Source organism: Sesame phyllody phytoplasma (genome assembly GCF_018390775.2).
GTDB lineage: Bacteria > Bacillota_I > Bacilli_A > Acholeplasmatales > Acholeplasmataceae > Phytoplasma > Phytoplasma australasiaticum.
The window spans coordinates 48,152-64,210 of the sequence record NZ_JAHBAJ020000001.1 but is presented as its reverse complement, the minus strand read 5'-3'; the positions used below and the strand labels follow the sequence as shown (position 1 = coordinate 64,210).

The 16,059-nt window shown below is 24.8% G+C and carries 14 protein-coding genes; 6 read left to right on the top strand and 8 right to left on the bottom strand.

The window, feature by feature from the left end:
* The first annotated feature begins 28 nt into the window (after window positions 1–28).
* The 6 genes from rsgA to KHD59_RS00240 all read left to right on the top strand — a co-directional run bounded on the left by rsgA (window position 29) and on the right by KHD59_RS00240 (window position 7,379).
* Window positions 29–931, top strand: coding sequence for a ribosome small subunit-dependent GTPase A (gene rsgA / locus KHD59_RS00265; protein WP_213680291.1), 903 nt, complete (start codon window positions 29–31; stop codon window positions 929–931).
* Between the two features lie 409 nt (window positions 932–1,340).
* On the top strand, window positions 1,341–3,158 hold the full coding sequence (gene lepA / locus KHD59_RS00260) for a translation elongation factor 4 (protein ID WP_213680290.1): 1,818 nt from the start codon (window positions 1,341–1,343) through the stop codon (window positions 3,156–3,158).
* 88 nt (window positions 3,159–3,246) lie between these two features.
* Window positions 3,247–4,548, top strand: a complete 1,302-nt coding sequence (locus KHD59_RS00255; protein WP_213680289.1) for an ABC transporter ATP-binding protein — start codon at window positions 3,247–3,249, stop codon at window positions 4,546–4,548.
* Between the two features lie 7 nt (window positions 4,549–4,555).
* Complete coding sequence (locus KHD59_RS00250) at window positions 4,556–5,398, top strand: ABC transporter permease (protein WP_004995383.1); 843 nt, start codon at window positions 4,556–4,558, stop codon at window positions 5,396–5,398.
* Window positions 5,399–5,400: 2 nt separating this feature from the next.
* Window positions 5,401–6,192 carry an ABC transporter permease gene (locus tag KHD59_RS00245; RefSeq protein WP_004995381.1) on the top strand — a complete coding sequence of 264 codons (792 nt, stop codon included), beginning with the start codon at window positions 5,401–5,403 and terminating at the stop codon, window positions 6,190–6,192.
* Window positions 6,189–7,379 (top strand): ABC transporter substrate-binding protein, encoded by a 1,191-nt coding sequence (locus KHD59_RS00240; protein WP_213680288.1) that lies wholly within the window; start codon window positions 6,189–6,191, stop codon window positions 7,377–7,379. Before KHD59_RS00245 ends, KHD59_RS00240 begins: the two co-directional genes overlap by 4 nt.
* A 59-nt stretch (window positions 7,380–7,438) precedes the next feature.
* Here KHD59_RS00240 and KHD59_RS00235 read toward each other — a convergent pair whose 3' ends face one another.
* The 8 genes from KHD59_RS00235 to pyk form a co-directional block, all read right to left on the bottom strand.
* Window positions 7,439–8,071, bottom strand: a complete 633-nt coding sequence (locus KHD59_RS00235) for a lambda-exonuclease family protein (protein WP_213680287.1) — start codon at window positions 8,069–8,071, stop codon at window positions 7,439–7,441.
* A 62-nt stretch (window positions 8,072–8,133) separates the two neighbouring features.
* On the bottom strand, window positions 8,134–8,913 hold the full coding sequence (locus tag KHD59_RS00230; protein WP_004995334.1) for a TatD family hydrolase: 780 nt from the start codon (window positions 8,911–8,913) through the stop codon (window positions 8,134–8,136).
* Between the two features lie 699 nt (window positions 8,914–9,612).
* Window positions 9,613–10,998, bottom strand: a complete 1,386-nt coding sequence (lpdA, locus tag KHD59_RS00225; protein ID WP_213680300.1) for a dihydrolipoyl dehydrogenase — start codon at window positions 10,996–10,998, stop codon at window positions 9,613–9,615.
* Between the two features lie 214 nt (window positions 10,999–11,212).
* Window positions 11,213–11,953, bottom strand: a complete 741-nt coding sequence (locus KHD59_RS00220) for a dihydrolipoamide acetyltransferase family protein (RefSeq protein ID WP_213680286.1) — start codon at window positions 11,951–11,953, stop codon at window positions 11,213–11,215.
* A gap of 44 nt (window positions 11,954–11,997) precedes the next feature.
* Window positions 11,998–12,264: a biotin/lipoyl-containing protein gene (locus KHD59_RS00215; RefSeq protein ID WP_004995315.1), complete on the bottom strand. Its 267-nt coding sequence runs from the start codon at window positions 12,262–12,264 to the stop codon at window positions 11,998–12,000.
* A gap of 111 nt (window positions 12,265–12,375) precedes the next feature.
* A complete protein-coding gene (locus tag KHD59_RS00210; RefSeq protein ID WP_004995314.1) occupies window positions 12,376–13,368 on the bottom strand; it encodes an alpha-ketoacid dehydrogenase subunit beta in 993 nt (330 codons plus the stop codon).
* Between the two features lie 4 nt (window positions 13,369–13,372).
* The gene (pdhA, locus tag KHD59_RS00205) at window positions 13,373–14,485 is read right to left on the bottom strand and encodes a pyruvate dehydrogenase (acetyl-transferring) E1 component subunit alpha (protein ID WP_425326531.1); all 1,113 of its coding nucleotides are present in this window, start codon (window positions 14,483–14,485) and stop codon (window positions 13,373–13,375) included.
* Window positions 14,486–14,590: 105 nt separating this feature from the next.
* On the bottom strand, window positions 14,591–15,928 hold the full coding sequence (gene pyk, locus KHD59_RS00200) for a pyruvate kinase (RefSeq protein WP_213680285.1): 1,338 nt from the start codon (window positions 15,926–15,928) through the stop codon (window positions 14,591–14,593).
* Window positions 15,929–16,059: the final 131 nt, after the last annotated feature.

Here is a 16,059-nt window from a genome sequence, read left to right as displayed (position 1 = left end):
TATACATAATAAATAGGAGCTTTATATTGTGTATAAAGGAATTATTATTAAAAACTTAATTACTAAGTATGTCGTTATCGATTTATTACAAAAAAATACTATAATTGCTCAACCTAAAGGTAAAATGGAAAATTTTAATAAAAAAAATAAAACAACCAAATCTTTATACCATTGCCCTATTAAAATCGGAGATGTAGTAGAATATGAATCAAAACAAAACAAATTTTTTATTATTAATGTGCAAAAACGTAAAAACGAATTAGAAAGACCGAATATAGCCAATATTGATCAAGTACTATTAATCTTTTCTTTAACTGAACCTACAATAGATTTTAAGTTATTAGATAAATTTTTAATTATTTTACAAAAGTTAAATATTAAAATAATTTTAATTTTAACTAAAAAAGATTTAATAACTAAAGAAGAACTTAAATGTATTCAACCTCAATTATCATATTATGAAAAATGGTATTCTGTAATATATATTAATGCTAAACAAAAAAATACTATAAATTCTATAATTAAAACATTAAAAAATAGAACAACTATTTTAGCAGGGCAAACTGGTGTGGGTAAATCCACTTTATTTAATAATTTAACCTCTCTTAATGTGAAAACTCAATCGATTTCTATGCATTCACTTAAAGGAAAACATACAACAACTAGTTCCCAATTATATATGTGCCATCAAGGTTATTTAGCGGATACACCTGGTTTTTCTAAGTTAAAATTATCAAATTTAAAAAATCATGAAATTAAAAATTTTTACCCAGATTTTTGCTCTATATCTGAACAATGTTTTTTCGGAAATAATTGTTTACATATAGAAGAAAAACAATGTAAAATCATAGAAAATTATCAAAAAGGATTAATTACTAAAAGTAGATACCTTAATTATGTTTCTTTAGTTAGACAAAATAAAAATAAATAATATAATTCCAATAAAAAAAATAGCTTTTATATTAAATTAACAATTATCATAAATAAACTAAAAATTCAATAAATAACATAACTTATCAATATTAAAAAAAATATATTAAAACATAAATATAAATTTTTCGAAAAATAATTTATTTTTTATCATTATTTAGTAAATAAAAAGATTTTTTTAATATATTAATAATTATTAACTAAAATATAAATTAAAAAATATAAAAAATCTCAAAATTTATAATAAAAAAATGTTAATATAGTAAGCAAAATTAATAAAAATTTAAAATCTAATTTATCTATATAAATTTTTTTTATTGTATAATACTAAATACGTAATTACACCAATAACATAAAAAAATTCTTAATGATTATATAAATGATAAAGAAAGTCGATTGTATAAAAAAGCATGGATTTTGATAAAATCAAACAAAGACAAAAACAAATAAGAAATTTTTCTATTATTGCACATATAGATCATGGTAAATCTACTTTAGCTGATAGAATTTTAGAAATAACAAATACTATTAAAAAACACGAAATGAAACCTCAATTTTTAGATTCAATGGCTTTAGAACAAGAAAGGGGGATAACTATAAAATTAAACGCTATTCAAATAAAATATCATAATTTGCAAAAACAAGAATATATTATGCATTTAATTGACACGCCAGGTCACAGCGATTTTAGATATGAAGTTTCACGTTCGTTAGCAGCATGCGAAGGAGCATTATTAGTAGTAGATGCTACTCAAGGAATACAATCTCAAACTGTATCAAATCTAGAATTAGCTTTAGAAAATAAACTTATAATTATACCTGTCATAAATAAAATAGACGCACCAAACGCTAATATACCTAAAATTCAACAAGAAATTCAAAATCTTCTAAAAATCGATATAAATTCAATTATATTAGCTAGCGGGAAAACAGGTGCAGGAATTCAAGATGTTTTAGAAACAATTATAAAAAAAATTCCTTATCCTAAAGGAGACCCTGAAGCTCCCTTACAAGCTTTAATTTTTGATTCAAAATTTAATAATTATAAAGGAGTAATACCTCATATTAGAATAATTAACGGAACTATCCAAAAAGGAGATCGCATACGTTTTATAAAAAGTAAAGCTATTTATGAAGTTATCGAGGTAGGTACTTTTCAACCAAATCCCGTTATAAAACCATTTTTAACTACAGGAGATGTAGGTTATTTAACCGCTTTTATTAAAAATATTGATGACGTTAAAATAGGTGATACTATTACTTTAAATAAAAATATCCAAGTAAATGCTTTGCCAGGATATAAAGTTATTAACCCTGTAGTTTTTTGTGGATTTTACCCTGCCGAACATAAACAATATATTAACCTTCAAGAAGCATTACAAAAATTAAAATTAAATGATTCATCTTTAATTTATGAAAAATCTAATTCTAATATTTTAGGAATGGGTTTTCGAATTGGTTGCTTAGGTTTATTACATATGGATATTATTAAAGAAAGAATTATTCGAGAATTCAAAATCGAAGTAATTATTACTGCGCCTTCAGTCATTTTCCATGTTTACACCAAACAAAATCAAAAAATTATTATAGATAATCTACAAAAATGGCCTCAAAATCAAGCAATCGAAAAAATCGAAGAACCTTTTGTTAAAGCTTTTATAACGTGCCCAGAGCAATACATAGGTCCAGTAATGAAATTAACACAAAATAAAAGAGGTATTTTACAAAATATCAAATATTTAGAAAATCAAAATACAATCTTAACATATTTATTGCCTTTCAGTGAAATTATTTATGATTATTTTGATCAATTAAAATCTGCAACCAAAGGATATGCTGCTTTTGATTATCAAATGGAAAATTACTATCCAAGTAAATTAAAAAAAATGGATATTTTATTAAATTCTGAAATTGTTGATGCGTTGTCTTTAGTAGTACATGAAGATTTTGCCTATACTAAGGGTAAAATAATTTGTAATAAATTAAAAGAATTAATACCTAAACAAATGTTCGAAATAACAATTCAAGCGGCTCTTGGAAAAAAAATTATAACAAGAGAAAATATAAAAGCTTTAAGAAAAAATGTTACAGACAAATGTTATGGCGGAGATCATACTAGAAAAAAGAAATTATTAGAAAAACAAAAAGCTGGAAAAAAGAAAATGAGAGCTTTAGGAAAAGTAAAATTACCTCAACAAGCTTTTTTAGCTATTTTAGCAAATAAATGATAATAATATTTTTGGAAAAATTTATAAACCAATTAATTTTATTATTTATTAGCTTGATTAGCATAAAAAAGGGGGGTAGATAATATATATGACTAATTTGATAGAACTAAAAAATATTACTAAAGTTATAAATAATCAAATAATTTTAAAAGATATTAATTTAAAAATTAAAACCAATGAATTTGTAACTATATTAGGGCCTTCAGGATGCGGTAAAACCACTATTTTAAAAATCATAGGAGGTTTTGATACTTGTAGTAGTGGAGATATTTTTTTTAAAAATAAAAGTATTCTAAATGTTCCCCCGCACAAACGATTAATTAATACAGTATTTCAAAATTATTCCTTGTTTCCTCATTTGAATGTTTTAGAAAATATAGCTTTCGGTTTAAGAGTAAAAGATTTAAATTATGAAACTAAACAAAAAATAAAAAGCATTAATCGAATCACAGAGCAAAAAATTAATTTAATTAAAGAACAGTATAAACATAAAATAAAAATAATTCAAGATAGCTTAAATAAAAATTATTTACTTTCATGGTGGCCATTTTATAAAGAAAATCCTAAAATTAGACAATTAAAAATAGATTTAAAAGAAGAAATAAAAATTATTCAAAACCAACAACAATTAATATTAAGCCAATTACATCAGAAATTATTATGCGCCATAACAAAAGAAGAATTTATCAAAAACAAAGTTTTACATTATCTAAAATTAGTGGGTTTACAAGGATTTGAAAATAGAAATATTTACCAATTATCCGGCGGTCAACAACAAAGAGTAGCTATCGCTAGAGCTTTAATAAATGAACCTGAAGTAGCTTTATTTGATGAACCTTTAGCAGCTTTAGATCTAAAATCAAGACAAGAAATGCAATACGAATTAAAAGAAATGCAAAAAATTTTCGGTATTACTTTTATAGTAGTAACGCATGATCAATCTGAAGCTTTAACTATGAGTGATAAAATAGTAGTTATAAAACAAGGTGCTATTCAACAAATAGGGAATCCTGAAGATATTTATAATGAACCAGCCAACAAATTTATAGCTCAATTCATTGGAGAATCTAATCTAATCTCCGGCATTATGAAAGATGATTTCGTAGTTTTATTCGATAACAAAGAATTCCGTTGTATAGATTATGGTTTTCGCAAAAATCAAATAGTCGATATAGTTATAAGACCGGAAGATATAGATATTGTTGATTATAAAGATGGTTTAATTACAGGTATAGTACATTCTATATCATTTAAAGGGGTTTATTGGGAAGTAATTATTCAGACTAAATATAGAAATTATTTAATTCATACTACCGATTTTATTGAAAAAAATACTAAAATAGGAATTTCTTTTAATCCAGAAGATATTCATATTATGGAAACATGGTAAATTTAAAATGAACAATATTTTTAAAAATAAATCCCATAAATTCTATAAATGGTTAGCTTTACCGTATTTAATTATTATATTTTTTTTAATTATTATGCCGATATTAATAATTTGTTTTGACTCAATCCAAGAATATGATGATACCAAAATTCTTAAAATTGTTTTCACAGTTAAATACTATTATAATTTTTACACTAATTTAAATTTTATTTACATAATAATAAGATCTATTGCTATTTCTATTATAGCTACTTTTTTTGTTATTATTATTACTTATCCATTAGCGTATTGTGTTGCCCAATTAAATCCTTTAATGCAACCTATTATAGTTCTATTAATTAACGGTACTATTTGGATTAATATGATTTTAAAAATACAAGCTTTAGTACAAATTTTATCTTTAACCGAAAAATTCTTCAAAATTAATATATTAGAAACTAACATAGCAATGTTTATTGGTTTTTTATATCTCTTTTTACCTTATATGTTTTTATCTATTTACCTAAATATTTCTAAAATAGATAAAGGTTTAATCGAAGCTGCAAAAGATTTAGGAGCCAATGAACAACAAATTTTTAAAAAAATTATTTTCCCTTTGTCATTGCCTGGTATCATTACGGGAACTATTTTGATTTTATTACAAATAGTAACTAACATTATTGTACCGAAATATTTAGGACCTACTAATGTCATGGTAATAAGTGAATTAATAGAAAATAAAATTTTTTTAAATGATGAAACGAAAAGCGCTTGTGTTATAGCTATTAATTTAACCATCATGATGTTAATAATTTTAAAACTTTGTCCTAAAAATCAATATCAAAAATATAATAAAGGAGAAAAAACATAATTATGAAAATTAACCTAAAAAAAAATATGTTATACATATATTTAACAGCAATGTTAATTTTTATTTATCTCCCAATTATATCTTTAATAATTTTCTCTTTTAACGAAAATGAAGGTAGGATAGCCTCATTAATACATTTTAATAAATTCGGTTTTAAATGGTATCGAAAAATAACACAAGATGAATCCGTTAAAAAAGCCATAATAGTAACTTTAGAAATAGCTTTATTGTCTACCATTATATCAACTATAATCGGAACTTTAGCAGCCATTTCTTTAATGAATTATAATAAAAAATGGCAAAAAATAATTTTATCCACTAACCAATTTCCTATTATTATACCCGAAATAATAAATGCTTTATCTTTATTTGTTCTATTTAGTTTTATGAGGTTAAACAACGGTTTTTGGCGTATGTTATTATCGCATATTTCTTTTAGCGTCCCCTATGTATTAGTAACAATTTACAGTAAATGTTGTAATCTAGATGTAGATACGATTGAAGCAGCTTATGACTTAGGCGCTACACCATGGCAAACTTTAATTAAAATAATTTTACCTCAATTAAAAAATTCTATTATAGCCGGAGCAAGCATAGCATTTGCTTTATCTTTTGATGATTTTATTATTTCTTATTTTGCTGGAGGTTCTGATTTCCAAAATATCTCAGCTTATATATACAGTTTAAAAGGCACTATTAATCCTACTATTAACGCTTTATCGTCACTTCTAATTTTATTTATCTTAGTAAAAATAATTTTTCATTGTCATTCTATAAAAAAAAATAAAATATGAGTACTAAGAAAAAAATAATAATTATAATATGGTGTCTATTTATAATTTTTATAGCAAATTTATATAGAATTACATATCACAACTCTGCTAAACAAAGTATAATATTATTTAATTGGGGCGAATATATTGATCCTAAAATTATTTCAGATTATAACAATAAATCAAATGATTTTGTGATTAAACAAAATTTTTTCTCATCTAACGAAATAGCTATCAATAAAATAAAAACAGGTGATGTTTATGATATTGCCATTTTAAGCGAATATGCTATAGAACAATTAAAAGATAATTATCTTAATAAAATAGATAAAAATAAATTAATTAATTATCCTGAATTAAACGAAAATTTTCAAAAAATCCAAAAAGATAAATTACCTATAAATATCAAAGAATACATTATTCCATATTTTTGGGGAAAACTAGGTTTTTTATATAATAAACAAAAAATTACTAAAGACCAAATCAGCAAACATTGGACACAATTATTACAAAATAATGATTATAAAGTAGCATTATATAATAACCCTTTTGAAGGAATATTTATTGGATTAAAAGCAACCCAAGGTAATATAAGTCAAGCTAATCCAACAGAAATTAATAAAGCTAAAAATTGGTTATTAAATTTAAAACAAAAAAATAAAAATTTATTTTTTGTTACAGATCAAATTTTAGATAATATGCGTATAGCAAATCAAGAACGTTACGATATAGCTGTTACTTATTCAGGAGATGCTAGATATCTAATGCAACAAAATCCGAATCTTGAATATTATGATTTCAATGATCACGAAAATAATATTTATCAAACAAATATTTGGGTAGATAGTTTAGTTTTACCCAAAGGTAGTAATACTAAAGGAGCATATGATTTTATCAATTTTTTATTAAAAAATGATAATCTCAAACAAAACACTTCTTTTGTAGGATATGATTCTCCTTACCAAAACATAAACGAAAATAATAACTCATTAAAAATAAATATAAACGACAAAGACAATATATATAAATATAATGTCCAAACTAAAAAACAAATCAATGATGCTTGGAATGAAGTTTATGCCTATCCTAGGCCACAAGATAAATATTTATTATTATTATGTTTTTTAATTATCATAATTTGTCTAATAATAAAATTCAAAATAAATTGGCCTAAAAATAATAAATTTTTAATCAATAAATATAAATAAATTAAAAAAAATAATCTCTAAAATTTTAATATAAAAATCAAAATTATATTTTTAATTTTTTATAATTTTAAAGATTCCTTAATTTTTTTTAAATCACTCAATTTTTTCAAAATTTGCTTCGCTTCATTAAATAATTTGTAAAAATTAAAACATTTATTATACATATTATTAATAAACTCTAAATCTCTATAAACTTCTATAACTTTAGAATGTTGATAAGTATAATATACCAAAAAAAAAGCTTTATCCGCATTAGAACAATAAAGTTGAGCTTGAATTTGCGCATAATAAAATTTTGGTATTTTATCATTTAAAAAAAATTCTTTCCAAGAAGCAGTATCGCAGGAAATAGGACATTTAATCTCTAAAATACTTCGAGATTCAGAATTCCAACCATCTAAAGAAGCAGACATAAATTGTTTTACAAAAACAGCTGGAACAAAATTCATTTGACGAACTGAATTAAAAAAAAATCTAGCTTCAGGTTCTAAACGACGTCCACGACGCATAGCTTCATTTACTTCTATTTTCTCTTGGAATAATTTTCTTTTAAATAATAACTTAACACTTTCAAAAGGATTTAAACCCATTATAGCCGCTACTTCAGAAGCATTAATATAATTATTTCTATGTTCATGCCAAGATATAGAATCTTGTTGAATATCTATTAATTTACTTGAATCATCTGACATATAAAAATTAATATCCTTCTCTTTTATAAACTTAAACAAATAGTAACCTCTAAAATTGATAATTATAATTTATCAATTAAAAAAAGATTTTTAGCGTTCTGAGTTGTTTGTTGAACGACATCAGAAAAACTTATTTGTCGTAAAAAAGCAATTTTTTCAGCAATAATTTTTAAATAAGCAGGTTCATTACGTTGTGTTTTTTCCAAAGGAAAGGGTGTTAAAAACGGAGAATCAGTCTCTAATAATATTTTTTCTAATGGTATTTTTTGAGCTATTTCATGAGCTATCAAAGCTTTATTATAAGTAACAATACCACCAATACCTACATAAAACCCCAAATCAACAGCCTTTTGGGCCTCTTCTAAATTATTAACTAAACAATGAAAAACCCCTTTAATTTTATTTTTATAAGGTAATAAAATTTTATAAACTTCTTCGAAAGCTTCTCTGGCGTGCAAAATAACAGGTAAATTATATTTAATTGCCAAATCTAATTGAATTTGTAAATTTTTTTTTTGAATAGGTAAAGAAGTTTTATCCCTATATAAATCAATACCAATCTCACCTACTGCTACAACTTGTGGCAATCTTAAATATTGTTGAATAGTCATAGGATCTTCATCATGCCAATAACAAGGATGTATACCGACTGCAATTTTAATGCATTCATATTCTAAAGCTAAATGAAAAGCCTTAGCATTAGTTTTAGAATCTAAACCTGGAACAACAAAATATTTAATTCCTTGATGATGTGCTTTAGCGATAACTTCGTTTAAATCCCCTTCATAGTCATTTAAATTCAAGTGCGTATGAGTATCAATTAATAACATATTTTTAATCACAACACTCCCATTCCCTTGTTTTGCAAATTCAAAAAATAATACAAAACTCACCAAATATAAATTTTTATAATATTTAAAATTAAACTTAACAAAAATAAACCGATCATCCTCAAAAAGATCCAATGCCTAATATTTTGTTAAAATTAACTTTTGTAAATGCGATATAAAAAAATTAAACATTCCGATATTTATTGTTTAAAATATTTCAATCTAAAAAAATATAATTTCGAGTTTTTCCTTAATATTTATATTAACAATATATATAATAATGATACAAATTAAATTTTATGTTTAAATAAATCTAAATTATTATAATCAAATAAATTTTTTGGTAAAGTTATCTCATCAGTTTATAATTTTAAAAACCAACAGTAATCCTTTTAAATTTCTATTTATAAAACAATTTCATAAAATCGATCCTTAAACTTATACCACGGCTAATTAATAATATTTTATTTAAAAAATAATTCGCTGATATATAAATGAAATATTAACAAAAATATATTATAAAATTTTTATATGAATTGAATTTATTATAAACAATTTTTCCAAGAAATTTAATAAATAAACCTGATAATATTAAAATGACTTAAATAAACATTATAATTCTTAAAAATTATTACTATTTAAATTATTCAGGAGGGATTTATTAATCCCCTGAAAATATAAAAATTATTTTAAAAAACAAACATTTATCATTTATAAATGAATAGGTTTATCAACGGCCCCTAAAAAAGTTTCTAAATTTAATTCTGCTAAGGTAGGATGAGGATGAATTACTTCCATAGCATCATATGCTGTGCCATTAAATGCCATTAAAGTACCGCTTTCAGTAATTAATTCTGTAGCATTATAAGCATAAATATGCATACCTAAAATTTTAAGTGTATTTTTTTCAACAATTAACTTGGCAAAACCTTCTAAATCGCCATCAGCATGAGCTTTACCTATAGCTTGAACAGGCATTTTGGATATTTTATAATTTAAATTACGTTCTTTAGCTTGTTGTTCTGTACAGCCAATAGAAGCTATTTCAGGAAAACTATAAATACACGAAGGAACATGTTCATAATTAATAGGTTTTATTTTATCCTGTAAATTTAAAGCATGATGTGTAGCTATAATACCTTCGTGACTTGCAACATGAGCTAACATATATTTACCATTAACATCTCCAATAGCATATACATCCGGTATAGACGTTTGTAAAAAATTATCAGTTAAAATACCATTTCTATCCATAGTTAATTTCAATTTATCCAAACCTATTAAATTTGGTTTGGTTCCCACAGCCATCAAAATAATATCTGTTGTATCGTGATATATTTTTTGTTGATATTCATAATAAACAATATTTTTATCAATTTTAATTACATTAGCTTCTGTCATAATCTTAATATTAGCATTTTTAAGATTTTTAGTATAAGCGGTTATAATATCACTATCCATAGCACTTATAATGGATTTTTGTTTTTCCAAAATAATTACTTCAGCTCCAAATTTATTAAAGATAGTTGCAAATTCGACGCCTATCACTCCTCCACCTATAATAATTATTTTTTTAGGAAAAGTCTCTAATTGCACTAACTCTTTACTAGTATACAAATATTTATCCAAATACGATTCTTTAGCGCCAGGTATAGGAGGTATAAAAGCATGAGAACCGGTTGCTATAATCAGTTTTTTAGTATTCAAAATTTGATTATCTACAACCACTTGATAAGCATTTACAACTTCTGCTACACCTGAATAAAAATCAATTAATTTATTTTTTTTTAAAAGGAAAGCTATACCATTAGTTAAATTTTGAACAATTTTATCTTTACGTTGTAAAATAGATTTCCAATCAAAAGATATTTCGCCTATATTATTCAATCCAAATTTACTAGCATTTTTGCATAAATCCCAAACTTTAGCACTTTTTAAAAAAGCTTTTGTAGGTATACAACCATAATTTAAACAAATACCACCTACTTTATGTTTCTCGATTAAAGCTACTTTAGCACCTAATTGAGCAGCTTTAATAGCCGATACATAACCGCCTGGTCCTCCACCTATAACTAAAATATCATATATTTGTTGCATATCATTAAAAACTCGCTTTACAATTAAAAATAATTTTTTTTGTTTAAATAAATTTAAAAAATCCATTAACGACTATTAACTTGATATTATCATAAAACTAAAAATTACAAAAACATACAAACTAGGATTTTTTAAAAAATTATTAATTTTATAATTCATAAAATTAAAATAAATTTTGTAAAAATTAATAAAAATAAAATATATTAAATATTTTTTATTCAATTAAATTCGATGGGTTGTTAAATAAATCTTTAAAAGCATTTAAAAATCTAGATGCTATACCACCATCTATAATACGATGATCAAAACTCAAAGATAAAGGTAACATATAAGCTTTTCCAATATTACCATCTTCTAAAACAATAGGTTTTAATTTCATTAAACCCATACCTAAAATAGCTACTTGAGGAAAATAAATCACGGGAGTACCATAAGAAACTCCAAAAGTACCCCAATTACTTAAAGTAAAAGTTCCATCATTAATATCTTTATAAACTAATTTTTTATCACGAGTACGCTGAGATAAATCTTGAATCGATTCTGCAATCTTCCAAATATTTAAACTATCAGTGTCTTTAATATTAGGAACAATTAAACCGTCATCAGTATCTACAGCTATACCCAAATTAATATATTTTTTAATTATAATTTCGTCCTTTTGATCATCAAAAGTAGAATTGAAGATAGGAAATTTTATTAATAATTTAACTAAAGCTTTGGCAACAAAAGCTAAATAAGTAAGTTTTATGGTTGATGTTGGATTTTGCGATTTCAAATCTTGTCTCAAATCCACAACTTTATTCATATTAAATTCTTCCATTAAAGTAACATCTGGAATAATAGCTTTGGCGATAGACATTTGCTTTGCTATAGTTTTACGTAAATTAGAAATTTTCTTAACTTCGATTTTTTCAAGATCTTTAATTGTGTTATTTTTTTTATCTAAATCTTGCATATATTTTTATCCCTTTTATATTGTTTATTTTATAAATATTATATTTATTCTTTAACTTCTATCTCTATAACGGCTAAAACCTGATCTAACTCTACTTGATCAGAAGGAGAACATTTTATTTCTAAAATAACACCATCTACAGGAGATAATAATGTATCAGATAATTTATCATTTTCAATTTCGAATAATCCTTGACCTTCTTTAACTATATCTCCAACTTTACAAAGGCATTTGGTAATAGTTCCTTCGTGTAAACCTTCACCTAAATCATGAAATTTAAATTCATATTTTTGTATTTTTTTATGTTCCATAATAAATAAACCTACTTTTTTTTCTTGAATTTTTTTATATAAATATAACTATAATAATTTCTCTTTTATATTATAAAGAAAACAAAATACTAATAATAATTAAAGTTAGAATTATTTATTCAATTTATTAAACATCTTTTTAATATAATAAATAATTTTAGCAGGATTTAAAATTTGATGATATTCTCCTCTAGCTAAAGGCGTTATAATATCATAACCAGTAATACGAATAGGAGCAACTTTTAAAGCATCGAATGCATATTCATTTATTAAAGTAATTATTTCTCCTGCTGGGCCATAAGTTTTAGTAGCTTCATGAGCTACTACTAATCTACCAGTTTTTTTAACAGATTGAATAATAGTTTCTTGATCTATAGGAGTAATACTTCTTAAATCGATTAATTCCACAGAAATATTATTTTGTTCTAAAGATTCAATAGCGGTTTGAATAACCGGAATAGCAGATGACCACCCTACTACAGTCACATCAGAACCTTCTTTAACTACTCGAGCTTTACCAATTTCTATTTCATAAGGTTCTACAGGAACTTCTTCTCTACGGGAACGATATAAAACTTTTGGTTCTAAAAAAATTACAGGATCATTAGATTTAATAGCGGATAACAATAACCCTTTAGCGTCAATAGGATTAGAAGGTACTACTACATGCAATCCTGGGAAAGAAGCTAACATACCCTCAATAGATTCAGAATGATGTTCTAAAGCTTTAATATTTCCTTGTATTGTAGTTCGAACTACCATAGGAACTGTAAATTTTCCACGAGTACGATTACGTAATCTAACAGCATGACAAAATAGATCTTGTAAAGCTGGAAAAATAAAACCTTCAAATTGTATTTCTGCTATAGGACGGAAACCAGCTAAAGCTAATCCTATACCGCTACCTAAAATACTAGATTCCGAAATAGGGGTATTAAAAACTTTTGAAGATCCGTATTTACTATACAAACCTTTAAGAACTCTAAAAACACCACCTAAATTTTCTACATCTTCCCCGAATAAAACCACTTTTGGGATATTTTCTAAAGCATAATCTAAAGTATGATTAATAGCTTCTAACATATTCATTTTCATAAAAGCCATAATTTTATTTCCCTTCTTCTGTTGATTTTAAAAATGATTCATAATCATGCAACTGCATTTTTAATTGAGGAGTCATTGTTTCATAAGTATGTTCAAAAACCTCTTTCGGTTCAACTATATTAGCATAAGTTAAAATACGTTTATGAGCTTCTTTAATTTTATCAATCACATTTTGTTTAATTTTATTTATCAATTCATCTGTTAAAATATTTTTATTTATTAAATATTTTTGAAATCTTGAAATAGGTTCTTTTTTAAACCATTCTTCTTCTTCAGACTTAGAACGATATAAAGAAGGATTATCATTAGTAGTATGCCCTAATAAACGATATGTATATAATTCTAATAAAGAAGGACCATTACCATTTCTCGCAGATTCAATAAAATGTTTTGCAGCGGTATAAACTGCTAAAATATCATTACCATCAACTCTTATTCCAGGTATACCAAAAGCAATAGCTTTTTGGGCTAAACTTTCAGCATAACAAGCTACTTTTCTAGGTGTAGAAATAGCATATTGATTATTTTGAATAGCGACTACTAAAGGAACTTGAAAAACCGCTGCATAATTTAAACCTGCTGCAAATTCTTCACTTGCAGTACCGCCATCTCCGATAGTTGCTATTGTAACATCCCTTTTATTATCTAATTTACTAGCTAAGGCTAATCCGGCACCTATATTAATAGAACTACCGATAATAATATTAACAGGTAAAATACGTTTTTGAGCTTCTATTGCTGAACCTCGTTCGTTACCATACCAATAAAGTAAAATATTTTCTACAGAAACGCCACGATACAAAAACATACCTAAATCACGAAAATAAGGAGAAATCCAATCGTTATCCGCGCAAGCTGCTGCAATACCTATTTGACAAGCTTCATGACCTGTATTCAAAACATAAGAAAGCATTCGTCCTTGACGCTGATATTGAAAAGCTGCTGTATCAGTCTCTCTAGTGAAAACCATAAATTCATAAATTTTTAACAATTCTTCATTTGATAAATTAGGCTCAAACTCAGAATTAATTACAAAACCTTGTTCATCTAAAACTTGAAACATAGGTTTTTGTTCTACATTATACAAAAAATCATCTATTTTTTTTGACAAAATTATAACTCCTTTATTTTTTTTCAATAACTTAAAATATTCATTTTTAAAAAATTTTTAATTTTAAACCATTTATATTAAACCTTGAATAAATTACACAAAAACCTTGAGTTATCTAATCAAAATTTGAGATAAATTAACTTCAATTAATTGGTTGGTTTCTATTTTGTAATCAATAATTTTTTGTTTTAATTCATCAGAGTTCAAAACCGGTATAACACCGAAATACAAAGACAACCAAGATGCTTCTTTAATATTATCAACTATAGCTAGTATTGGTACTGCAGAATGGAACTTCGAAATAATACAAGCATCTATAAAACTATTTACTAAAATAGCTTTAGTATCTGTAATATTAGCTAACTCAATAGCACCTAATAAAAATTTTTCTCGCCAAGCTTTAGGTTCATAATAATTTAAAAAAACATCATAATCTAAAAATTTTTCCGCACTTTTATTAATATTATACATATATTGAACAGATTCTACAGGATAATTCCCTGAAGCACTTTCGCCAGATAACATAGTAGCGCTTGTACCTTCTCGAACCGCATTGAAAACATCTGAAATTTCAGCTTTAGTTGGACGAGGATTTTTTTGCATAGATTCTAACATTTGAGTGGCTACAATTACCAATTTACCTTTTTGAAGACATTTATCAATAATTTCACTTTGATATAACGGAACTAAAGTACCATCAACTTCAATACCCAAATCACCTCTAGCAACCATAACACCATCCGCAATAGATGAAATTTCATCTATATGATCAATACCTTCTTGATTTTCTATTTTAGCAATAATTTTAATATTATCACATTTATTCAATTCCAAAAGATCTCTAATATCTTGTATATCTTGGGCACTACGAACAAAAGAAGCTGCAATATAATCATAATTTTGTTCAATAGCAAACAAAATATCTTGTTTATCTTTTTTTGATAAAAAAGGGATATTTAATTTAACACCAGGAACATTAACACCTCTACGAGATTTAACTAAATGACTATTTTGAGCTTGCGTAATTAATTCTTTCTTAAGATTATCTTTTTCGATAACTTGTAAAGATAAGTAACCATCGTCAATGTTAATAAAATCGCCTATATTTAGTTCATTATAAAAATTAGGATAAGTTACAGAGAAAATTTTACTATTACCTAAAACTTCCGTTGAAGCAATTCTCACTAAAGAATCCTTTTGTATTAAAACATCACCATCAAAATTATGAGTTCTAATTTCGGGACCTTTAGTATCTAACATTAACGCTACATATCTGTTTAATTCTTGATTAATAGCTCTAATAATAGAAATTATTTTTTTACTCATATCATAATCAGCATGAGAAAAATTAAATCTAGCAACATTTAAACCGCTCAAAATCATTTTTTTCAAAACTGCTTCAGAATAACATGAAGGCCCTAAAGTGCAAATAATTTTTGTTTTATTCATAAATAACTATATCCCGCTTTACTCCAATTTAAATTTAATTTTAAAATTGATTTAAAATTTAAAATTTTGTATTAAAAATTTTAAACACAATTATGATTAAAAACCGATCGTTACTTTAATAATTCAATAAA